Source organism: Bradyrhizobium tropiciagri (assembly GCF_018130505.1).
GTDB lineage: Bacteria > Pseudomonadota > Alphaproteobacteria > Rhizobiales > Xanthobacteraceae > Bradyrhizobium > Bradyrhizobium tropiciagri_B.
Genome location: NZ_JAFCKH010000005.1, coordinates 162,672 through 185,212 on the forward strand (window position 1 = coordinate 162,672; position 22,541 = coordinate 185,212).

The 22,541-nt window shown below is 66.5% G+C and carries 19 protein-coding genes; 11 read left to right on the top strand and 8 right to left on the bottom strand.

From position 1 onward, the window contains the following. Position 1: 1 nt before the first annotated feature. The 3 genes from fabV to fabA form a co-directional block, all read right to left on the bottom strand. The gene (fabV, locus tag JQ633_RS14395; protein ID WP_211985702.1) at positions 2–1,171 is read right to left on the bottom strand and encodes an enoyl-ACP reductase FabV; all 1,170 of its coding nucleotides are present in this window, start codon (positions 1,169–1,171) and stop codon (positions 2–4) included. Between the two features lie 84 nt (positions 1,172–1,255). Continuing rightward, complete coding sequence (gene fabB / locus JQ633_RS14400) at positions 1,256–2,479, bottom strand: beta-ketoacyl-ACP synthase I (protein ID WP_211985703.1); 1,224 nt, start codon at positions 2,477–2,479, stop codon at positions 1,256–1,258. A gap of 43 nt (positions 2,480–2,522) precedes the next feature. Beyond that, on the bottom strand, positions 2,523–3,044 hold the full coding sequence (gene fabA, locus JQ633_RS14405) for a bifunctional 3-hydroxydecanoyl-ACP dehydratase/trans-2-decenoyl-ACP isomerase (RefSeq protein WP_211985704.1): 522 nt from the start codon (positions 3,042–3,044) through the stop codon (positions 2,523–2,525). A gap of 326 nt (positions 3,045–3,370) precedes the next feature. Here fabA and irrA point away from each other — a divergent pair, with 326 nt between their 5' ends. Then, positions 3,371–3,859 (top strand): iron response transcriptional regulator IrrA, encoded by a 489-nt coding sequence (gene irrA / locus JQ633_RS14410; RefSeq protein WP_283812779.1) that lies wholly within the window; start codon positions 3,371–3,373, stop codon positions 3,857–3,859. A gap of 70 nt (positions 3,860–3,929) precedes the next feature. On the opposite strand, the gene JQ633_RS14415 is transcribed toward irrA, so the two are convergent. Continuing rightward, a complete protein-coding gene (locus JQ633_RS14415) occupies positions 3,930–4,457 on the bottom strand; it encodes an SH3 domain-containing protein (RefSeq protein WP_211986062.1) in 528 nt (175 codons plus the stop codon). A 344-nt stretch (positions 4,458–4,801) separates the two neighbouring features. On the opposite strand from JQ633_RS14415, the gene JQ633_RS14420 reads away from it, so the two are divergent. Next, positions 4,802–5,803 (top strand): 2-hydroxyacid dehydrogenase, encoded by a 1,002-nt coding sequence (locus tag JQ633_RS14420; protein ID WP_211985705.1) that lies wholly within the window; start codon positions 4,802–4,804, stop codon positions 5,801–5,803. Between the two features lie 345 nt (positions 5,804–6,148). Here the strand turns inward: JQ633_RS14420 and JQ633_RS14425 are convergent, their stop codons facing one another. After that, positions 6,149–7,060: a LysR family transcriptional regulator gene (locus JQ633_RS14425; protein ID WP_211985706.1), complete on the bottom strand. Its 912-nt coding sequence runs from the start codon at positions 7,058–7,060 to the stop codon at positions 6,149–6,151. Positions 7,061–7,183: 123 nt separating this feature from the next. On the opposite strand from JQ633_RS14425, the gene JQ633_RS14430 reads away from it, so the two are divergent. Then, entirely contained in the window at positions 7,184–8,191 is a 1,008-nt protein-coding gene (locus JQ633_RS14430; RefSeq protein ID WP_211985707.1) for an aldo/keto reductase, read from the top strand. Between the two features lie 2 nt (positions 8,192–8,193). Here the strand turns inward: JQ633_RS14430 and JQ633_RS14435 are convergent, their stop codons facing one another. Then, complete coding sequence (locus JQ633_RS14435; protein ID WP_211986063.1) at positions 8,194–8,994, bottom strand: HesA/MoeB/ThiF family protein; 801 nt, start codon at positions 8,992–8,994, stop codon at positions 8,194–8,196. 95 nt (positions 8,995–9,089) lie between these two features. Between JQ633_RS14435 and JQ633_RS14440 the strand changes: the two genes are divergently transcribed. Further along, on the top strand, positions 9,090–10,460 hold the full coding sequence (locus JQ633_RS14440; RefSeq protein WP_211985708.1) for a peptidoglycan-binding protein: 1,371 nt from the start codon (positions 9,090–9,092) through the stop codon (positions 10,458–10,460). Positions 10,461–10,760: 300 nt separating this feature from the next. Here the strand turns inward: JQ633_RS14440 and ggt are convergent, their stop codons facing one another. Continuing rightward, complete coding sequence (gene ggt / locus JQ633_RS14445; RefSeq protein WP_211985709.1) at positions 10,761–12,440, bottom strand: gamma-glutamyltransferase; 1,680 nt, start codon at positions 12,438–12,440, stop codon at positions 10,761–10,763. Positions 12,441–12,482: 42 nt separating this feature from the next. After that, a complete protein-coding gene (gene mutM, locus JQ633_RS14450) occupies positions 12,483–13,364 on the bottom strand; it encodes a bifunctional DNA-formamidopyrimidine glycosylase/DNA-(apurinic or apyrimidinic site) lyase (protein WP_211985710.1) in 882 nt (293 codons plus the stop codon). Positions 13,365–13,503: 139 nt separating this feature from the next. Here mutM and ubiE point away from each other — a divergent pair, with 139 nt between their 5' ends. From ubiE to JQ633_RS14485, 7 genes are all read left to right on the top strand, one after another. After that, positions 13,504–14,265, top strand: a complete 762-nt coding sequence (ubiE, locus tag JQ633_RS14455) for a bifunctional demethylmenaquinone methyltransferase/2-methoxy-6-polyprenyl-1,4-benzoquinol methylase UbiE (protein WP_211985711.1) — start codon at positions 13,504–13,506, stop codon at positions 14,263–14,265. Next, complete coding sequence (gene ubiB, locus JQ633_RS14460) at positions 14,262–15,836, top strand: 2-polyprenylphenol 6-hydroxylase (protein WP_211985712.1); 1,575 nt, start codon at positions 14,262–14,264, stop codon at positions 15,834–15,836. The genes ubiE and ubiB overlap by 4 nt, the downstream gene beginning before the upstream one ends. A 61-nt stretch (positions 15,837–15,897) precedes the next feature. After that, complete coding sequence (coaBC, locus tag JQ633_RS14465) at positions 15,898–17,313, top strand: bifunctional phosphopantothenoylcysteine decarboxylase/phosphopantothenate--cysteine ligase CoaBC (RefSeq protein ID WP_211985713.1); 1,416 nt, start codon at positions 15,898–15,900, stop codon at positions 17,311–17,313. Then, on the top strand, positions 17,310–17,768 hold the full coding sequence (dut, locus tag JQ633_RS14470; protein WP_211985714.1) for a dUTP diphosphatase: 459 nt from the start codon (positions 17,310–17,312) through the stop codon (positions 17,766–17,768). Before coaBC ends, dut begins: the two co-directional genes overlap by 4 nt. A gap of 280 nt (positions 17,769–18,048) precedes the next feature. After that, positions 18,049–20,571 (top strand): sensor histidine kinase, encoded by a 2,523-nt coding sequence (locus JQ633_RS14475; protein WP_211985715.1) that lies wholly within the window; start codon positions 18,049–18,051, stop codon positions 20,569–20,571. Then, positions 20,568–22,091, top strand: a complete 1,524-nt coding sequence (gene tsaE, locus JQ633_RS14480; RefSeq protein ID WP_211985716.1) for a tRNA (adenosine(37)-N6)-threonylcarbamoyltransferase complex ATPase subunit type 1 TsaE — start codon at positions 20,568–20,570, stop codon at positions 22,089–22,091. The genes JQ633_RS14475 and tsaE overlap by 4 nt, the downstream gene beginning before the upstream one ends. Before the next feature lie 84 nt (positions 22,092–22,175). Then, positions 22,176–22,496 carry a PilZ domain-containing protein gene (locus tag JQ633_RS14485; RefSeq protein WP_211985717.1) on the top strand — a complete coding sequence of 107 codons (321 nt, stop codon included), beginning with the start codon at positions 22,176–22,178 and terminating at the stop codon, positions 22,494–22,496. Positions 22,497–22,541: the final 45 nt, after the last annotated feature.

A 22,541-nucleotide genomic window follows, 5' to 3' on the forward strand; every position in this document is an offset into this window, starting at 1 on the left:
GCTACGGCACGACGCGGGGATCGAGGTCCTGCGTGTAGTCGACGCCGGGAATGCCGAAGCCGAACAGGCGGAGGAACTGGGTCTTGTACTCGTCGAGATCGGCCAACTCGCCAAGCGTCTCGGTGGTCAGCAGCGGCCAGCGCCGCGACACTTCGGTCTGGACCTCGGGCGACAGCTCCCAGTCGTCGACCCTGACGCGCTGCGCGTCATCGAGCGCGACATCCTTGCCGAGCTTGGTCCGGAACAGGCGGTCGATCTGCTCGATGCAGCCTTCGTGCAGGCCGAGCTGCTTCATGACCTTGAACAGCACCGTGCCGTAGAGCGGCACCACCGGGATCGCCGAGCTTGCCTGGGTGACGACGGCCTTCAGCGCCACGACGCGCGCGGCGTCCTGGTCGAGCCGGCCGCGAATCTCTTCGGCCTTGCGGTCGAGATCAACCTTGGCGCGGCCGAGCGTGCCGTTCCAGTAGATCGGCCAGGTCAGCTCGCTGCCGATATAGGTGTAGTTGAGCGTGCGGAAGCCTGGCGCCAGCACGCCGGCGTCGGCGAGCTGGTCGATCCAGCGCTTCCAGTCCTCGCCGCCCATCACCGCGACGGTGGCGGCGGTTTGCTCCTCGCTCGCCGGTTCGAGCGTGGTCTGGAAGACCTCGCCGGTTTCGGTGTCGAGCGTCTTGATCTCGACGGGCGCGCCGAGCGGCTTGATGACCGAGCGATGGGTCTTGCCGGTGACCGGATCGGTGCGCGCCGGCGCGGCCATGCTGTAGACCAGCAGGTCGAGCTGGCCGAATTTTTCGCGCACGGCTTCGATGAAGCTCTGCTTCAACTCGTCGGAGAAGGCGTCGCCCTCGAGCGTGAGCGGCGCGCGTCCGATCTTCCGGGCCTCGATCTCGAAGGCGCGGTTGTTGTACCAGCCGGCGCTGCCGGTCCGGGTCGCCGTCGGCTCGCGCTCCAGCGACACGCCGATCGTCTCGGCGCCGCCGGCAAAGGTCGTCACGATGCGGCTCGCGAGGCCGTATCCGGTCGAGCAGCCCAGCACGGCAACGCGCTTGGGGCAGTCGGCGATCGGGCCCTGGCGCAGCACATAGGCGATCTGCTCGCGGACATTGGTGGCGCAGCCGACGGGATGTGCCGTGGTGCAGATGAAGCCTCGCACGCGCGGTTCGATAATCATGCGCACCCCAGTTCGGAACGTTGCAATGTCCTCATTCGCTGCCTGGAAACCTCCCATTGCGAGCGAGCAGAGATAGGATCGAGATCACGCATCGAGGCGCTTGAACACCAGCGTGGCGTTGGTGCCGCCGAAGCCGAACGAGTTCGACAGCACGGTGGCGAGCTTGGCGTTGTCGATGCGCTTGCGCACGATCGGCATGTCGGCGAACACGGGATCGAGCTCGGTGATGTGCGCGCTCTCGCAGACGAAGCCGTTGTTCAGCATCAGGATCGAATAGATCGCCTCCTGCACGCCGGTGGCGCCGAGCGAATGGCCGGTCAGCGCCTTGGTCGCCGAGATCGGTGGGCACTTCTCGCCGGTGCCGAACACCTTGCGGATCGCCTCGATCTCCGGCGGATCGCCGGCCGGCGTCGAGGTGGCGTGCGGATTGATGTAGTCGATCGGCGTGTTCACCGTCGACATCGCCATGCGCATGCAGCGCTCGGCGCCCTCGCCCGACGGCGCCACCATGTCGTAGCCGTCCGAGGTCGCGCCGTAGCCGACCACCTCGGCATAAATCTTGGCGCCGCGCGCCTTGGCATGCTCGAGCTCTTCCAGCACCACGACGCCGGCGCCACCGGCGATCACGAAACCATCGCGGCTGATGTCGTAGGGACGCGAGGCGGTGGCGGGCGTGTCGTTGTACTTCGAGGACATCGCGCCCATGGCGTCGAACAGCACCGACAGCGTCCAGTCGAGCTCCTCGCAGCCGCCGGCGAAGATGACGTCCTGCTTGCCGATCTGGATCGTCTCATAGGCGTTGCCGATGCAATGGTTCGACGTCGCGCAGGCCGAGGAGATCGAGTAGTTCACGCCCTTGATCTTGAACCAGGTCGCCAGCGTCGCCGACGCCGTCGAGGACATGCCCTTCGGCACCGCGAACGGACCGACGCGCTTCGGCCCCTTGCTGCGCGCGATGTCGGCGGCTTCCACCAGCGTGCGCGTCGACGGACCGCCGGAGCCCATGATGATGCCGGTGCGGATGTTGGAGACCTCGGTCTCCTCGAGGCCGGAATCGCGGATCGCCTGCTCCATGGCGACGTGATTCCACGCCGCGCCTTCGGCCAGGAACCGCATCGCGCGGCGGTCGATCACCTCGGCGGGATTGAGTGTCGGCGCACCCTGCACCTGCGAACGGAAACCGAGCTCCGCGTGCTTCGCAGCGCGCGTGATGCCCGACTTCGCCTCGTAGAGGCTCGCAAGCACTTCCTGGGTGTTGTTACCGATGGATGAGACAATACCCATCCCCGTGATGACAACCCGCCTCATGTTCGCCTCGCCCTGCCTTTATGTTGCCGCATGATGATCCTGCTCAAGATGGCGCCGTGCCCTGCTTGAACAACCCGACCTTCAAGTCCTTGGCGCGATAGATAATCTCGTCATCCATGGAAAGCCACCCGTCGGCGATCCCGAGCACAAGCTTAGACCGCATCACGCGCTTGATATCGATGTTGTACACAACCTTGCGCGCGTGCGGCAGCACCTGGCCGGAGAACTTCAGTTCGCCGAGACCGAGCGCCCGGCCACGACCTTCACCGCCGATCCAGCCGAGATAAAAGCCGACCATTTGCCACATGGCATCGAGGCCGAGGCAGCCCGGCATCACCGGATCGTTCTTGAAATGGCAGCCGAAGAACCAGAGGTCGGACTTCACGTCGAGCTCGGCGCGCACCAGCCCCTTGCCGAATTCGCCGCCGGTATCGGAAATCTGGCTGATGCGGTCGAACATCAGCATCGGCGGCAGCGGCAACTGGGCGTTGCCGGGACCGAACAGCTCGCCCCGGCCGCAAGCCAGCAAATCCTCATATTCGTAACCGCCGCGCCGATCCAGCATCCTCGTTCAACCTCTCAATGTCCCGATGAAGCGCCTTGGCTTGAGCCGGACCTTACCTCGGACGGGAACTTGCAACATCCCGCCATCAGGCGCTACCTGGGTACGCTACCGGCCCTTGATCTCTGCCGAAAGCGCATATGTGGTCCGCGCGCTCTCTAACATAGGCCTAACAGGGCGGCAAAGCTGCATTCAGGTGATAAATTACCGCCTCGCCTTAGGTTTCTCTTGCAACTTGGATTCGTTCTAGTTGCGAAAAACTTGCATCTGGTAGGCATCCTTTTTATATGTATCAGGAATATTGCCTGAGTTAGGTGCATAGAGTGGATATGAACGACGAAGTACCGGCTGTGAAGGATGATGCCGTGCATCTGGCCGCGCGTGGCGCTGGCCACCCGGCCCTGACCGGCTGCCCGTGGCACGACGTCAACGAGATGTTGCAGGCCGCCGGCCTGCGGCCGACCCGTCAGCGCATGGCGCTGGGCTGGCTGTTGTTCGGCAAGGGCGCTCGCCATCTGACCGCTGAAATGCTGTACGAGGAAGCCACGCTGGCCAAGGTTCCGGTGTCGCTGGCGACCGTCTACAACACCCTCAACCAGCTCACCGACGCCGGTCTGCTGCGCCAGGTCAGCGTCGACGGCACCAAGACGTATTTCGACACCAACGTCTCGGCGCATCACCACTTCTATCTCGAGCACAATCACGAGCTGGTCGATATCCACGACTCGACCATGATGCTCTCGAAGATGCCGGACGTGCCGGAAGGCTACGAAGTTTCCCGCGTCGACATGGTGGTTCGGCTGCGCAAGAAGCGCTGAACCGCTTACCGCTGCTTCGATTGTTCATGGCCGGGCTCGTCCCGGCCATTGTCGTTTCGGGACGCGAAACCTAGTCGACCTTCTCGTCGGCGTAGACGCCCCACAGGCGCTGCTGCTCGATCCAGCCGTCGAAGCCGTTGCCGGTGACGCGGCACCAGCTGTTGCTGCACTTCTTGACCTGCGTGACCACGCCGGCCTGCAGCCGCGCCGCGATGGCACTGGTGGCGTCGGGACGATCGTAGAGCGAGGCCAGATCGTCCTTGTTCTTCATGGTGACCACGGCGGTGCGGCGGCCGGACAGCAGGGAGTGGTAGACCCAGCCCTCGGAGCCCTCGGAATCACGCACCCGGCGCCAGTTCTCGAATTCGGCTGTGATTTCGACCGGCAGCCCGGCCCTCGTGTAGACCCAGGCGACGTCATTGTCCTTGGTCGGACCGGCCCTGACATTCACATGGTCGGATTTCAGGCTGACATAGCGCGGGATCGGCAATCCGCTGGTGGTGGGGCTGGTGTCCTTGGCCGAATGTCCCGGCATGACCGACGCGCCCAGCATCGACCCGACCAGCGCGACCAATGAACCGAAACGCCAGAACGCCACCACCATCAACTCGTCTCCTGCCGAGATGCCCAACCCGCATTCGGCGGGTTGCAACCCAAATCCACGCCTGAGGATTTCAGGCCCCCTCTCGCCGCACCCATCCCCGAGCACGCGTCCGAGGGGTTCTTGTCTTGGCCCGGCCTTCTGCTAGAGAGGACGGAACGCCTTTAAGAACCAGAACGCCCGAACTTTCCGCAAGCCAAACGGCGGGCAAGTGTCGGGGAACCCTAGGAAACGCGAAGGAAACGCCGGGACAGCGCGGCGATCAGCAGTGTCGAGCAACCCGGTTAATGAGCCCTGAACGGCTTGGTTTTTGCAGGCCGCGGAGTTCATGAAAGCAGGACATGTCGGTAAAGAAAAAGCCTCTCGTCGTCGTCACCCGCAAGCTGCCGGACTCGATCGAGACCCGGATGCGCGAGCTGTTCGACGCCAGACTGAATCTCGACGACACGCCGATGACGCCGGAGCAGATCGCGGAAGCGGCGCGCACCGCCGACGTGCTGGTGCCGACGGTGACCGACCTGATCCGCGATGACGTGATCAACCAGGCCGACTGCAAGCTGAAGATGATCGCCAATTTCGGCAACGGCGTCGACAATATCGACGTGGCGGCGGCGCATGCGCGCGGCATCACCGTCACCAACACGCCGAAGGTGCTGACCGAGGACACCGCCGACATGACCATGGCGCTGATCCTCGCGGTACCGCGGCGCATGATCGAGGGCGCCTCGATCCTGACCGACGGCAAGCACTGGGCGGGCTGGTCGCCGACCTGGATGCTCGGCCACCGCATCGGCGGCAAGCGACTCGGCATCATCGGCATGGGCCGGATCGGCCAGGCGGTGGCGCGCCGCGCCCGCGCCTTCGGCCTGCAGATCCACTATCACAACCGCCGCCCGGTGGCGCCCGTGATCGCCGACGAACTCGGGGCGACCTACTGGGAAAGCCTCGACCAGATGCTGGCGCGGATGGACATCATCTCGGTGAACTGCCCGCACACGCCGGCCACCTTCCATCTGCTCTCGGCGCGCCGGCTCAAGCTGATCCGCAAGGAAGCCTACATCGTCAACACCGCGCGCGGCGAGGTGATCGACGAGGACACGCTGATCAAGCTGATCGAAGCCGGCGAGGTCGGCGGCGCCGGGCTCGACGTCTACGAGCACGAGCCGGCGGTGAACCCGAAGCTGGTGCGGCTCGCCAAGGCCGGCAAGGTGACGCTGCTGCCGCATATGGGCTCGGCGACCATCGAAGGCCGCGTCGAGATGGGCGAGAAGGTGATCATCAACATCCGCACCTTCCTCGACAACCACAAGCCGCCGGACCGCGTGCTGCCCAGCATGCTGTAGCCCTTGTAGCCCGGATGGAGCGCAGCGAAATCCGGGACAGGCTCTCCGCGGATGAAGCGGCCCCGGATTGCGCTTCGCTCCATCCGGGCTACGCCCCATGCCCAACAACGCGGTGTCATCACCCGGCTTGACCGGGTGATCCAGTATTCCAGAGGCAGTCATGGTTGAGCCGAGAAGCCTCGGCGTACTGGATCGCCCGGTCAAGCCGGGCGATGACAGCGGTGAGTGGGGACGCGACTTCACTCTGTGGTCAGGGTCCTACTTCCCCCTGCCAAAATGGGGAAAACAACCCCATGCAAAGTAGGCTTCGGTCCGCAGCGGGACGACGATGTGGTATTAGCTTGCCTACGTCTTCCGCCGCGCCTGCTTGCGCCAGTCGGTGACGAACGCCACGAAGGCGGCGAGCGCAGGCGGCGGTTGGCGGCGGCTCGGGTAATACAGGAACGGCCCGTCGAACGGCGGGCACCAGTCGTCGAGCACGCTGACCAGCGCGCCGGATTTCACGCCGAAACGGACATAGCCCTCGAAGGTCGCCCAGTAGCCGACGCCGTCATGGGCCGCGCGCAGGGCGAGGCCGAGATAGGTGGCGATCAGCTTCGCCGGCGGCGACACCTTGACCAGGCGGCCGTTCTTCTCGAACTCCCAGTCGAACATCACGCCGTTGCTGAAGCGGGTGCGGATGCAGGCGTGCTTCAAGAGATCCTTGGGATGCATCGGCCGGCCGTGCCTGGCGACATAGTCGCGCGAGGCCACGACCGCGTAGCGCTGCGGTGCGCCCAGTGGCACCGCGATCATGTCCTGCGCGAGGTGCTCGCCATAGCGCACGCCGGCGTCAAAGCCCTGGGCGACGATGTCGACGAAGGCGGTTTCGGCGACGATCTCCAACTCGACCCTCGGATATTTTTCGAGGAACGGCCCGATCATCGGCGCCAGCACGAGGTCGACCGCGGGCGGCGGCGCGTTGATGCGCAGCCGCCCCGACGGCACGGCGCGCAGGCCACGCACCTGGTCGAGCGCATCGCCGACAACGGTCATCGCCGGCGCGACGCGCGCTAGCAGCAGCTCGCCGGCTTCGGTGAGCGCGACGCTGCGCGTGGTGCGGTTCATCAGGCGGACGCCGAGCCGCTCCTCCATGTCGCGCAGGCGCTGGCTGAGGCTCGAGACCGAGACGCGCTGCTCCAGCGCGGCACGCCGGAAATTGCGCGTGCGCGCCACCGCCACGAAGGCGTCGAGGTCGCGAAGGTCGAAATCTTGCATTGTTCGATATAGTGAACAAGCCATTCGCCATTGTCCAGCTTATCTGCCCGCACGCGCGGACGCATATCAACCGCGTCATCCGGCGGCGGATTTTCCGCCGCGACGTTCGAGGGAAGCACCACCATGGATACACGCAAACTCGGTTCCACCGGCCCCAATGTTTCGCAGATCGGCCTCGGCGCCATGGGCATGTCCGACTTCTACGGCCCGGCCGACCGCAGCGAGAGCATCGCCACCATCCATGCCGCGCTCGACGCCGGCATCACGCTGATCGACACCGGCGATTTCTACGGCATGGGCCACAACGAGATGCTGATCGGCGAGGCGCTCAAGAGCCGCAGCCGCGACAACGTGCAGATCAGCGTCAAGTTCGGTGCGCTGCGCGACCGCAACTACGGCTTCCTCGGCTATGACAGCCGGCCCGCCGCAGTGAAGAATTTCGCCGCCTATTCGCTGCAGCGGCTCGGCGTCGACCATATCGACATCTACCGCCCGGCGCGGCTCGATCCCAACGTGCCGATCGAGGACACCGTCGGCGCGATCGCCGACATGATCAAGGCCGGATGGATCCGGCATATCGGCCTCTCTGAAGTCGGCTCCGACACCATCCGCCGCGCCCATGCGGTGCATCCGATCGCCGACCTGCAGATCGAATATTCGCTGATCTCGCGCGGCATCGAGGACGACATCCTGAAGACCTGCCGCGAGCTCGGCATCGGCATCACCGCCTATGGCGTGCTGGCGCGCGGCCTGATCAGCGGACACTGGTCGAAGGACCGTTCGGGCGCCAAGGACTTTCGTGCGCTGAGCCCGCGCTTCCAGGCCGGGAACATCGATGCCAACCTCGCTCTGGCGGATCGGCTGCGCGGCATCGCCGAGGAGATCGGTGCCTCGCCGGCGCAAGTCGCGATTGCCTGGGTGGCGGCGCAGGGCAACGACATCGTGCCGCTGGTCGGCGCCCGGCGGCGCGAGCGGCTGACCGAGGCGCTGGGCGCGCTCGATGTCAGGTTGACCGAGGCGCAGCTTGCCGCACTGGCCGAAGCGTTCCCGCCCGGCGTCGCCGCCGGCGGCCGCTATTCGGAAGAGCAGCTGCGGCACATGGACAGCGAGAAGCCCGCGACCGCGTCCTGACCTCAGAGATGCCCGCTCAGATCGGTGATGCCGGGCGCATCACCATTGAGCGGGTTCTGCGGATCGCGCGCGTAGCGCAGCGTCTCGAAGCGCATCGCGCGCGCATCCAGCATCAGGAGGCGACCGACCAGGCCCTCGCCGAAGCCGACGATCTCGCGGATCGCCTCCAGCGCCATCATCGATCCCAGCACGCCGGCGAGCGCACCCATCACGCCGGCCTCGGCGCAGGCCGGCACCGTGCCGGGCGGCGGCGCTTCCGGGAACAGGCAGCGATAGGTCGGATTGAACTCGCCGGCCGCATTCTTCTCATGGCCGCGGATCGTGGTCAGCGAGCCGTCGAACTGGCCGAGCGCCGCCGTGATCAGCGGCTTCTTGGCGAGGAAGCAGGCATCCGAGACGAGATAGCGGGTCTCGAAATTGTCGGAGCCGTCGAGCACGAGGTCGTAGTTCGCGATCAGCGCCATCGCATTTCGCGCGTCGAGCCGCATGGCATGCGCCTCGAACGTCACATGCGGATTGAGCGCTTGAATTTGCGCCGCCGCGCTGTCGACCTTGCGCTTGCCGATATCGGGCGTCGTGTGGATGATCTGGCGCTGCAGGTTGGACAGCGACACGATATCGTCGTCGACCACGCCGAGCCTGCCGACGCCGGCAGCCGCCAGATACATCAGCACCGGCGCGCCGAGGCCGCCGGCGCCGATCACCAGCGCCGAGGCCTGCTTTAGCGCGTTCTGGCCGGGACCACCGACCTCGCGCAGCACGATGTGGCGGGCATAGCGTTCGAGTTCGTCGGCACTCAGCATCATCAATTCCTGCGCGCTATCCCTGAACCCGGGCGCGGTTGGTGTCGACCAAGCAGATGTGCTTGTTTGCGTGGACGTCAATGGGCGGATTTGTCATGAGATCAGTGCTTTCGGCAACCTTGATGGTCGCAGCCATGGCCGGTCCCTTGGGCACTGCGCAAGCCCAGACGACCCCGCCCGCGGCCGGGATCAAGCCGAAGACGGTGACCACCGTGCCGATCCGCCCGGCGGTGCAGAAGCCGGAGGATACCGCTGGCGGCATGACGCAGGCCGAGCGGCTGGCGCTGCAATCAGATCTCGCCTGGGTCGGCGAATATAACGGCGCGATTACCGGCGACGTCAGCGAGCGCATGGTCAATGCGATCAAGGAATTCCAGAAGAAGCGCGGCGGCAAGCCGACCGGCGTGCTGAACCCGCAGGAGCGCGGCGCGCTCGCCGACGCCGCGCGCAAGCGGCAGGACAATGTCGGCTGGAAGATCGTCACCGAGCCCGCCACCGGCGCGCGGTTGGGCGTTCCGACCAAGCTGGTGCCGCAGCTCACCAGCGACGCCTCAGGCGCGAAATGGACGTCGCCGACGGGAACCGTCCAGGTGCTGCTAACGCGGCGCAAGGAAGCGGGCCCCGTCACCGCAAAGCTCGCCGAGCAGGAGAAGAAGGAGCCGGCCGGCCGCACCGTCGACTACACCGTGGTGAAGCCGGATTTCTTCGTGCTGTCGGGCACGCAGGGGCTGAAGAAGTTCTATCTGCGCGGCACCTTCAAGGGTGACGAGGTGCGCATCCTGACCATCCTCTACGACCAGGCGATGCAGACCAGCGTCGAGCCAATCGTGATCGCGATGTCGAGCGCGTTCAACGCGTTTCCATCGGGCGTGGTGGCCGGCCCGCCGCCGCGCAAGACGGTGGAATACGGCACCGGCGTCGTGGTCAGCGATGACGGCGCGATCGTCACCGATCGCGTGGCGACCGCGGACTGCATCGCGCTGACGATCCCACCCTACGGCAATGCCGACCGCATCGCCGAGGACAAGGAGCACGATCTTGCGCTGCTGCGCATCTACGGCGCGCGCGGACTGAAGCCGCTCAACATCGCCGGCACTGCGACGCAGACCGCGCTCGACATCACCGGCATCGCCGATCCGCAGAGCCAGGGCGGCGGCGCCGCCGCGAGCAGTGTGAAGGCCGCAGTCGCGCAGCTCGGCGGCGGAGGAGATTCGGCATTGTCACCAGCGCCGGCGGTCGGCTTCTCCGGCGCGGCAGCCCTCGACGGCGGCGGCAAGTTCGCCGGGATCGCGGTGCTCAAACCGGTACTCGTCGCAGGCCCCGCGGGTGCGACGCCGCCGGCGCAGGCCGCGCTGGTGCCGGCCGATACGGTGCGCGGCTTTCTGAAAGCCCACGGCGTCGACGCGTCGGGCGGATCGGCCGACGCCAAGGCCGCGGTGGTACGAGTGATCTGCGTCAGGAAGTAAGAATTCCGTAGCCCGGATGGAGCGAAGCGCAATCCGGGGCAGCTCTCACGAGTGGCAGGACCGGTCCCGGATTTCGCTTCGCTCCATCCGGGCTACGAAGGCTCACTTCACCTCGCCCCGCTTGCGGGGAGAGGTCGGATTGCATCACCAGATGCAATCCGGGTGAGGGGGTACAGGTCTCACCACGCTCACAACTCGCGGAAACAGCCCCTCACCCCACCCTCTCCCCGCATCCGCCTTCGCCCGAAGGCGGGCTTCGGCGGACAAGAGCGCGGGGCGAGGGAGCCCGACCAGCTTTGCTCACCGCAACGCGAACCTGACCCCGGCGCGCGCCAGACCGCCCGCGATGCCGACCGGCGTGCCGTCGGCGCGCCAGCAGGCTGCGCCGGACATCGTGCCGTCGGCGTGGAACTGGATCGCATTCATGCCGCCGGCGACCGTCGCCACCACCTGCACCTTGTGGCCCTTCGCAGCGAGCGCGGCGCGGACCGCCTCCGGCACCGCCTGCTCGACCTCGAGCGCGTTGCCTTCGGTCCAGACCCGCGGCGCCTCGACCGCTTCCTGCAGGCTCATGCCGTGATCGATCAGGTTGATCAGCGCCTGCATCGCACTCGGGAAGATGCGCTTTCCACCCGGCAGGCCGAGCGCATAGACGAGCTTGCCGTCGCGCAGCGCCATCATCGGTGACATCGAGGTGGTGACGCGCTTGCCGGCGGCGAGCGACAGCGCGTGCCCCGGCCGCGGATCGAACAGGTTCATGTAATTGTTCGGCACCGTACCGAGACCCGGGATCAAGATCTTGGCGCCGAACAGGTTGTTGATGGTCTGCGTGGTCGCGACCACATTGCCGAACGCATCCGCCGCGGTCATGTGCGTGGTGTGCGCGCTTTCGAGCTGCGCGACGCCGGCGCCCCAGGCCTGCGCGCGGTCAGCATCGATCGCACTACGACGCTCTTCGGCATAGGCCTTCGAGGTCAGCCGCTCGACCGGCACGTTGATGTAGGCGGGATCGCCGCTCGCCGCCTCGCGATCGGCAAAGGCGATCTTCAGCACCTCGGCAAGGTAATGGATCGTCTCAGTCGTGCCGAAGCCGAGCTGCGCGACGTCGTAGCCTTCGAGGATGTTGAGCATCTGCGTGATGTGCACGCCTGACGCGGCCGGCGGCGGCGGCCCGAGGATTTCCCAGCCGCGATAATCGGCGCGGATCGGCGCGCGCTCGACGGTCTTGTAGCTGGTGAGATCCTCGCGCGCGATGAAACCGCCATTCTTTTTCATGTAGTCGACGAGGATATCGCCGAGCGGCCCTTCATAGAGCGCGTTATCGCCATGGTCGGCGATGTATTTCAGCGTCTCGGCATATTCCGACTGCACCACGCGCTCGCCGGGCTTCAGCGGTGTGCCGTTGGGCAGGTAAATCGCCGAGATCGGCTTGTCCTTGCGCATCTCCTCGGCGCCGTCGGTGATGCATTCATGCAGGTAAGGCGTCGCTGCATAGCCGCGCGCGGCATGCTTGATCGCGGGCTGCATCACGTCGGCGAGACTCATGGTACCGAAGCGGCGCAGCGTCTCACACCAGGCTTTCAGCGAGCCCGGCACGGCAACCGCTTTCGGCCCGTTCAGATTCTCGTTGCCGACCGTGTCGAACACGTCATGCGCCGAACCAGGCTTCGACGTGTAGGTATCGGGCCGCACCGCCTTCGGCACCGTGCTCTGCCCGTCGATGAAGCGATGGCTGCCGTCGGCGAGGCGGATATGCGCCATGCCGCCGCCGATGATTCCGACCATCATCGGCTCGACCACCGTCAGCGCGAACAACGTCGCAATCGCCGCATCGATGGCGTTGCCGCCGGCCGCGAGCATTTCCGCGCCCGCAGCCGAGGCCAGCGGATGATTGCTCACCACCATGCCGCGGCTGCCGGACGCCGTTTGCTTCTGGCACTCGAAACTCGTCGCCGCGCGATCCCGCCAGTCGCCGCTCATGGTTCGATCTCCCTTGTTGTTGTTATTGTTGTTGCAACGAACCTACTTCTGGCACTTCGGGCACCAGAACGTCGAACGGCCGTTCTGAACGAAGCGCTTGACGATGCCTTCGCAGCCCTTGCTTCGGCACGTCTCGCCCTCGCGGTCGTAGACCTGGAACGAATGCTGGAAATAACCGAGATCGCCGTTGGTCAATCGATGGTCGCTGATCGAGGAGCCGCCGGCCTTGATCGCCTGGTTCAGCACCGCATGGATCGCGTCGACCAGCCGCTTGGCGTGGTCGGTGGGCTCGGCCTTCTTCGTTGCCAACGTCGCGGCCAATCGACGCGGCGACAGGTGAGCGCGAAACAGCGCCTCGCAGACATAGATGTTGCCAAGTCCCGCCACCACGCGCTGGTCGAGCAGCGCCGCCTTCAGGCTGGTCTTCTTGTTGTGGCAGGAGCGCGCCAGCATCGCGGCGTCGAATTCATTGCCGAGCGGCTCGGGGCCGAGCCCCTTCAGCAGCGGCTCGTCCTCGATCGCGTTGCGGGCGATGATCTTCATGTAGCCGAAGCGGCGCGGATCGTTGAACACGATGGCCGCGCCCGACGACATGTGGAACACGACGTGATCATGCGCGCGATCGTCGCTGCGCGGATGATGGAATTGCCCCGGCGTCGCGCCGGCGTCTTCCTTATGCACGCGGAACGAGCCGGACATGCCCAGATGCATCAGCAGCACGTCGCCGGAGGTCAGGTCCGCCATCAGGTATTTGGCGCGGCGGCCGAGCCCGGTGACGGTCTGGCCCTCGAGGCGGGCGATAAAGTCTTTTTGAAAGGGAAACCGCAAATCCTTGCGGCGGGCCTCGGCCTTGACGATTTTTGCGCCTTCCATGGCCGGTTGCAGGCCGCGGCGGACAGTCTCGACTTCGGGTAATTCCGGCATGGAGGCATTCACCTTTTGGAAGTGACGTGATAGCGCCATTGCGGCCGCCGCGCTATGGTTTGGCTGGAGCGTTTTCGAGCGAAGTGGACACCGGTTCGCGTGAAGAAAACGCGACCAAAAAGGTAAGAGTAAAGCGTTGATGGATCGGCCGGATCAAACCACCCATTTTGGCTTCAGGGACGTGCCCCTGGGCGAGAAGCAGACGCTGGTGAACGACGTGTTTCACAGCGTGGCGTCGCGCTACGACCTGATGAACGACTTGATGTCGGCAGGCCTGCACCGGGTCTGGAAGGACATCATGATCACGGCGCTCGATCCGCCGAAGGGCGACCGGCCATTTGCGCTGCTCGACGTCGCCGGCGGCACCGGGGATATTTCGTTCCGCGCCGCCAAGGCGGCGGGCGCCGGCTTCCGCGCCACGGTCTGCGACATCAATGGCGACATGCTCGCGGTCGGCCGCGAGCGCGCCGCCAAGCGGCATCTCGACGACCGCGTGTCGTTCGTCGAAGGCAACGCCGAGCAGCTCGGCTTTGCCGACCGCTCGTTCGACGCCTACACCATCGCCTTCGGCATCCGCAACGTGCCGCAGATCGACCTCGCCCTGCGCGAGGCCTATCGCGTGCTGAAGCCGGGCAGCCGCTTCCTGTGCCTTGAATTCTCCACCGTCGACGTGCCCGGTCTCGACCGGATCTACGATCTGTTCTCCTTCAAGGTGATCCCGCCGCTCGGCCGCGCCGTCACCGGCGATGCCGAGTCCTACCAATATCTCGTCGAGTCGATCCGCAAATTCCCGCGGCCGAGCGCGTTTGCCGAGATGATCGGCGCCGCCGGCTTCGCCCGCGTGAAGTGGCAGAGCCTCTCCGGCGGCATCGTGGCGCTGCATTCGGGCTGGCGTTTGTGATCTCCGCACTGACCCACATTACGCGCCTCGCCCGCGCCGGTTTCGTGTTTGCGCGCGAGGGCGTGTTCGGTGTCGTCGATCCCTCGCTGGTGCCGCCGCCCGGCCAGCTCGCGCTGAAGCTCGCGCGGCTGGTGGAGCGCCGCACCGCCAAGTCCGGCCCGCGGCTGACGCGCGCGCTGACCCGGCTCGGGCCCGCCTATCTCAAGCTCGGACAATTCCTCGCCACCCGCCCCGACGTCGTCGGCGTCGCGATGGCGCGCGACCTCGAAGCGCTGCAGGACCGGCTGCCGCCGTTCTCCCAGGCCGAGGCGGAAGCCGTCGTGACGCAATCGCTGGAACGGCCGCTGTCGCAGGTGTTCGTTCATCTCGGCCCGGCGGTGGCTGCCGCCTCGATCGCTCAGGTGCATCGTGGCGAGGTCGAGCGTAACGGCGTCCGGCACCAGGTCGCGGTCAAGGTGCTCCGGCCCAACGTTGCCTCGCGCTTCCGCCGCGACCTCAGCGATTTCTTCTTCGTCGCACACAATGCCGAGGCGCATTCCGCCGAGGCACGGCGGCTGCGGCTGATCGAGGTCATCAACACGATGTCGCGATCGGTCGCGATGGAGATGGACCTGCGGCTCGAAGCGGCCGCGCTGTCCGAGATGGCCGAGAACACGCGCGACGATCCGGACTTCCGCGTGCCGACGGTGGACTGGGACCGCACCAGCCACAACGTGCTGACGATGGAGTGGATCGACGGCATCGCGCTGAACGACCACGCCCGGCTTGCCGAGGCCCGGGTCGACCTGCCCGATCTCGGCCGCAAGGTGATCCAGAGCTTCCTGCGCCACGCGCTGCGCGACGGCTTCTTCCACGCCGACATGCATCCGGGCAATCTGTTCCTCGACGACTCCGGCCGGCTCGTTGCGGTCGATTTCGGCATCATGGGCCGGCTCGGCGCCAAGGAGCGGCGCTTCCTTGCGGAAATCCTGCTCGGCTTCATCACCCGCGACTATCGCCGCGTCGCCGAGGTGCATTTCGAGGCCGGCTACGTCCCGGGCCATCATTCGGTGGAGAATTTCGCGCAGGCCATCCGCGCCATCGGCGAGCCGATCCACAACCGCACCGCCGAGGAAATCTCGATGGCGAAGCTGCTGACGCTTCTGCTCGAGGTCACCGGCCTGTTCGACATGCAGACGCGGCCCGAGCTGATCCTGCTGCAGAAGACCATGGTGGTGGTCGAGGGCGTGGCGCGCGGCTTCGATCCCAAGCTCGACATCTGGAAGATCGCCGATCCGGTGGTGCGGGAATGGATCGCACAGAATCTCGGCCCGCTCGGCCGCATCCAGGGCGCGATGGCGGGCGCGGGCGAACTCGGCCGGGTGGCAGCGAGCCTGCCGTCAATCGCGACCCGCGCCATGACGGTGCTCGAGCAGCTCGAGACCATGACCCGCGAGGGTCACATGCTGTCGTCGGATACGATCGACGAGATGGCCCGCGCCGAGGCGCGCAAGGCACGGCTGCAGACCGTCGGCCTGTGGGTCATTGCGGTCGCCCTGATCGGCATCTTCTTTGCGATCCGCGGCCACTAAGATCTGATTGCATTGCATGCATACCGTGCTAGCATCGCTAGCACATCTGAGGGCGCATGCCATGGCCAGCCTGACCATCCGCAAACTCGACGACGAGCTGAAGGCCTATCTGCGGCTGCGCTCCGCCAGAAACGGCCGTTCGGTCGAGGAAGAGGTCCGGGTCATCCTCCGCGACCTTGCGGATGGCCGCGTCGAGCCCGCTGAGGGCATTCCCGCCGTAAGTACTGCCCCAGCGCCACGGCCCGCCAGCTCGGCCGGGGAACCCCGCATCACCCTGATCATCGGCGGCGGCATCGCGGCCTACAAGGCGCTGGACCTGATCCGGCGGCTCAAGGAGCGGCACATCGAGGTCCGCTGCGTGCTGACCAAGGCGGCCCAGCAATTCGTCACGCCGCTGGCGGCCAGCGCGCTGTCGCATGAGCGCGTCTACACCGACCTGTTCGATGCCGAGAGCGAGTTCGACGCCGGCCATATCCGCCTAGCGCGGGAGTGCGACCTGATCGTGGTGGCGCCGGCGACTGCCGACCTGATGGCCAAGATGGCGCAGGGCCATGCCGACGATCTCGCCAGTGCGATCCTGCTCGCCGCCAACCGGCCGATCCTGCTGGCGCCGGCGATGAACCCGCTGATGTGGAATAACCCGGCGACACGCCGCAACGTGCTGCAGCTGCGCCGCGACGACGTCCACACCGTCGGCCCCAATGCCGGCGAGATGGCGGAGGCTGGCGAGGCTGGCGTCGGGCGGATGGCTGAGCCGACCGAGATCGCCGCCGCTGCCGACCGCATGCTGCGGCCACCGAAGGCACAGCCGCTCTCCGGCAAGCGCGTGCTGGTCACGGCAGGCCCGACCCATGAGGCGATCGACCCGGTGCGCTACATCGCCAACCGCTCCTCCGGCAAGCAGGGCTTTGCCATCGCCGCCGCGGCACACGCCGCCGGCGCCGACGTCGTGCTGGTCGCCGGCCCGGTCGAGCTCGACGATCCCTCCGGTATCGCGGTGATGCGGGTGGAATCGGCGCGCGACATGCTGCACCGGGTCGAGGCGGCGCTGCCGGTCGACGTCGCGATCTTCGCCGCCGCGGTCGCCGACTGGCGCGTCGCCAGCGAGGGCAGCCAGAAGCTGAAGAAGACCACCGCCGGCATGCCGCCGCTGCAGCTGGTGGAAAATCCCGACATCCTCGCCACCATCTCGAAGCTGAAGGAGAAGCGGCCGCCGCTCGTGATCGGCTTCGCCGCCGAGACCGAGCACCTGATCGAGAACGCCAAGGCGAAGTTCGCGCGCAAGGGCTGCGACTGGATCGTCGCCAACGACGTCTCGCCCGCCACCGGCGTGATGGGCGGCGACCGCAACACCGTCCATCTGCTGGCGCGTGAGGGCAAGGAGGTCACCGTCGACTCCTGGCCAGTGATGACCAAGGAAGAAGTCGCGGCCGCGTTGGTGTCGCGGATCGCAAGAAGCGTGGGGACCGCATCGTGAGCGCCATCGTCAAGGTCGAGGTCCACCAGCTGCCGCACGGCTACGATCTGTTGCTGCCGGCCTACCAGACCGCCGACGCAGCCGGGCTCGACCTGCTCGCCGCGGTACCGCAATCGGCGCCGCTGATCCTCTTGCCCGGACGCTACGAGATGGTTCCGACCGGGCTGACCATCGCGTTGCCGCCCGGTTACGAGGCGCAGGTGCGGCCGCGCTCCGGGCTTGCCGCCAAGCACGGCATCACCGTGCTGAACTCGCCCGGCACCATCGACGCCGACTATCGCGGCGAGATCAATGTGATCCTGATCAATCACGGCCAGGCGGCGTTCTCGATCCGGCGCGGCGAGCGCATCGCGCAGATGGTGATCGCGCCGGTGACCCGTGCCGAGCTGGTTCCGGTCGACGTGCTGTCCGCAACCGCGCGCGGCAGCGGCGGCTTCGGCTCGACCGGGCGCTAGCGCAGGCCGACTCCGCGCAAATACGGAGTCAATTCGCGTAAAATTTGCGCCGCGATGCGCATTTTTTCACAGCCGATTCTGCGTTCACGGTCTGGACTCTTACTCGCCGAGTCCGCTTGGGACTATTCTGGTTTGATTCGAGCACGACGGGGGGTCTTCGTCGGGTTATTTGGGTCCTGCCTGGGCACGATCCTCGCACAAGCGCTACGCGCTGGTCGTGCGGGAATACCGGTCTCTCTTTTCCGGATCGTGCCAGGGAATTGTGCGTCTGGGGCAACATATGTCGGGCGTAGTCGCGGCGATGCGTCGAACCCTGCTGTCATGCACCTCACTGGCGCGCGACGGCATGATCGGGCTCGCCACCGCCGCATTGCTGCCGGTCACATCGGCCTACGCCGCCGATGACGCCGCGCAGGGGTTTTTGACCCAGGCGATGTCGAACTATTTCGGGCTCAACCACCAGGAGGTCGCGGTGCTCGCGACCTCGTTCGCGCTGGTCGGCTTCTCCGCGGTCGCCGCGATCCTGCTGATGCGCACCCGGGTACGCGCCACCCGCAGCGACGAGCGGCTGCGCTCCGAGATCTCGGACCTGCAGGCGCAGACCGACCGGCTGCGCGCGCTGCTGTTCGTCGAACCGCAGGTGCTGATCTCCTGGGCCGCCGGCGACAACCGCCCGCAGATCTCGGGCGACATCTCGCTGGTGATGTCGCAGGAGAGCTCGCCGCAACGCATCCTCGCCTTCGGAACCTGGCTGCCGCCGGAGCCGGCGCTGCAGATGGACCACGCCGTCGACGCGCTGCGCGACAAGGGCGAGGCGTTCCTGCTCAACCTCTCCACGTCCGCCGGCCGCGCCATCGAGGCGATGGGCCGCGCCATCGGCGGCCAGGCCATCGTCCGGATCCGCGAGCTCGGCGGCCTGCGCCGCGACCTCGCCGAATCCAACCTGCGCTACAAGACGCTGCAGGAAGAGACCGAGCTGCTGCGCGACTTCGCCGCCGCCGCGCCGTGGCCGATCTGGGCCAGGAGCCTCGAAGGCCAACTGCGCTACGCCAACACCGCCTATGTCCGCGCCACCGAGGGCAAGAGCGTCAGCGACGCGCTGCAGCGCAATCTCGAACTGCTCGAAAGCGAGCAGCGCACCGAGCTGGCGCGCGCGCTCAACGACAATGCGAGCTATGCCGCGCGGCTGCCGATCGTCGTCAAGGGCGAGCGGCGGATCTACGACGTGCAGGCGCTCAAGCTTGGCGGCGGCAGCGCCGGCATCGCCATCGACGCCAGCGAGGCGGCGGCGCTGCGCGCGGCGATCGTGCGGATGGTCGAGGCGCACCGCCGCACGCTCGACCAGCTGTCGTCGGGCGTTGCGGTATTCGACGCCGACCGGCGGCTCACCTTCTACAACGAATCCTACCGGCGGCTGTGGGGGCTCGACCAGGCCTTCCTTGACAGCAACCCCGACGATTCCAGCATCCTCGACCGGCTGCGCGCCAACCGCAAACTGCCGGAGCAGCCGGACTTCCGCGCCTGGAAGGCCAAGTTGCACGAGGCCTATCGCGCGGTCGAATCCGAGACCTACACCTGGTTCCTGCCGGACGGCCGCGCGCTCAGCGTCGTCACCACGCCGAACCTCGAGGGCGGCGTCACCTATCTGTTCGACAACGTCACCGAGAGCCTCGACCTCGCCCGCCGCTTCGACCGCCTGACGCGGGTACAGCGCGAGACCCTCGACAATTTGGCCGAAGCCGTCGCGGTGTTCGGCAGCAACGGCCGTGCCGAGCTGTTCAACCCCGCCTTCGCCAAGATGTGGAAGCTGTCGGCCGACGCGCTGAACGGCGAGCCGCATATCGATGCGGTGGAAGCGCTGTGCAGGCCGATGTTCGACGACATGCTGGCCTGGCGGACGCTGCGCGAATCGGTGACCACGATCGAGAACCGTGCCCAGGTCGCGCTCAAGCTGGAGCGCAAGGACGGCAGCGTCGTCGACTGCATGACGATTCCGCTGCCCGACGGCAAGACGCTGCTCACCTTCCAGGACATCACCGACACCGAGAATGTCGAGCGCGCGCTGCGCGAGCGCAACGAGGCGCTGGAGGCGGCCGACCAGATGAAGGTGGATTTCGTCCACCACGTCTCCTACGAGCTACGCGCCCCGCTCACCACCATCATCGGTTTCGCCCACTTCCTCAGCGATCCCTCGACCGGGCCGCTGACGCCGAAACAGGCGGAATATCTCGACTACGTCACCAAATCGACCAACGCGCTGCTGGCGCTGACCAACAACATCCTCGACCTCGCCACCATCGACGCCGGGGCGATGAAGCTCGAGCTCGGCCCGGTCAATATCGCCCAGGCGATCGAGGCCGCTGCCGAAGGCATCCAGGACCGGCTCGCGACCGATCGCATCGCGCTCAAGGTCGATGTTGATCCGAATATCGGCGGCTTCGTCGGCGACGAGCGGCGCGTGGTGCAGGTGCTCTATAACCTGCTCGCCAACGCGGTCGGCTTCTCGCCGCACGATGCCACCGTCACGATCAGCGCGCGGCGCACCGAGCACCGCGTGACGTTCTCGGTGACCGATGCCGGCCCCGGCATCCCGCCCGAGATGAAGGACAAGGTGTTCAACTGGTTCGAGAGCCATTCGCACGGCTCGCGGCATCGCGGCGCCGGGCTCGGGCTGTCGCTGGTGCGCTCCTTCGTCGAACTGCATGGAGGGCGTGTGCGCGTCGATTCCATCGTCGGCAAGGGCACCACCGTGACCTGCGACTTCCCGGTCGACCAGACCGCGCACCGCAACGCCGCGGAATGATCGCGACCTCGACATTCTCGGTGCCGCTCGCGAACGAAACCGCGACCGCCGACCTGATGGCCGATCTCGCGCTCCTGATCGGCGCCGGGGACGTCATCACGCTGTCCGGCGATCTCGGCGCCGGCAAGACCGCCGCGGCCCGCGCGCTGATCCGCTATCTCGCCGACGACGCGACGCTGGAGGTGCCGAGCCCGACCTTCACGCTGGCGCAGAGCTACGAGCTGCCGTCATTCGCGCTGCTTCATGCCGACCTCTACCGCATCAACGATGCCAGCGAGCTCGACGAGATCGGGCTGTCGCCGCTGCCCGACGACATCGTGGCGCTGATCGAATGGCCGGAGCGCGCGCCTGACGCGATGCCCGATGACCGTATCGACATCGCGTTGACCCATCGTCCGGCGCTCGGATCGACCGCCCGCGCGGCCGAGATCACCGGATACGGCAAGGCGGCGACCAAGGTTGCGCGGCTCCAGGCACTGCGCCAGTTCATGGATCAAGCGGGGTTTCTTGCCGCCCGCCGCGAACGCATGCCGGGCGACGCCTCGACCCGCTCCTATGCGCGGCTGCGCACCGGGGACGGCAGCGTCATCCTGATGAACTCGCCGCGCCGTCCGGATGGCGCGGCGATCTACAACGGCAGGTCCTATAGCGCCGCAGTGCATCTCGCCGAGGACGTCACGCCGTTCGTCGCGATCGGAAACGGGCTGCGCAAGCATGGCTTCTCCGCGCCCGCGATCCGGCACACCGATCTCGACTCCGGCTTCCTCATCACCGAGGATTTCGGCCGCGAGGGCGTGATCGAGGGCGAGCCGCCGCAGCCGATCGCCGAGCGCTACGAGGCCGCGACCGACATGCTGGCGGCGCTGCATCGCGAGGCGTTGCCGGACACGCTGCCGGTAACATCGGAGGCGAGCTACGACATCCCGGTGTTCGACATCGATGCCTGGCTGATCGAGATCGGCTTGATGCTGGAATGGTACCTGCCCGACCGCGGCGTCGAGCCGACCGAGGAGCTGCGTGCCGAATTCCTCGGGATGTGGCGCGGGCTGCTGGAAAAGCCCGCCACAGCGGTGCAGACCTGGGTGATCAGGGATTTCCACTCGCCGAACATCATCTGGCTCGCCGAACGCACCGGCATCCTGCGCGTCGGCATCATCGACTTCCAGGACGCGGTGCTGGGCCCGGCCGCCTATGACGTGGTGTCGCTGCTGCAGGACGCGCGGATCGACGTGCCCGAACACCTCGAGCTGCAGCTCCTGACCCGCTACATCAAGACGCGGCGCGCCACCGACGACCGCTTCGACCCGGCGGGGTTCGCCGAGCTCTATGCGATCATGTCGGCGCAGCGCAACACCCGCCTGCTCGGCACCTTCGCCCGCCTCAACCGGCGCGACGGCAAGCCGCAATACCTCAAGCACCAGCCGCGGATCTGGACCTACCTCAACCGCTCGTTGGCGCATCCGGCACTGGCCACATTCCGCGACTGGTACGAGGCCAACGTCCCTCCCCCGTTACCATAGGTTTACCGGTTGTTAGCCGCCCGCCGCCTAAGCTCGGAACTGGCACTTGCCATGGCAACGGGGCCAGATCTGGAGCGGGACCAAATGGCGGCGGAACGACGCAGGGGCGATCGTGTCACGTTCGAGCGTGGCATTCCGGCGCACATGATGGCCATCGACGGCACCTGGCGCCGCGACTGCATCATGGAAGACGTGTCCGAGACCGGCGCCAAGCTCTCCGTCGATGGCTCGATCGAGGGTTTGAACCTGAAGGAGTTTTTCCTGCTGCTGTCGTCCACAGGATTGGCCTATCGCCGCTGCGAGCTGGCATGGGTCAATGGCGACCAGATCGGGGTCAATTTTCTGAAACAAGGCGATAAGAAGAAAAAACCTGCCAGACGCGGCGCACAAGCCGTCGACGTCTAGGCATCTCGCCGGCCGGCGTCTTACTGACGTCACGTCCGGTGACTA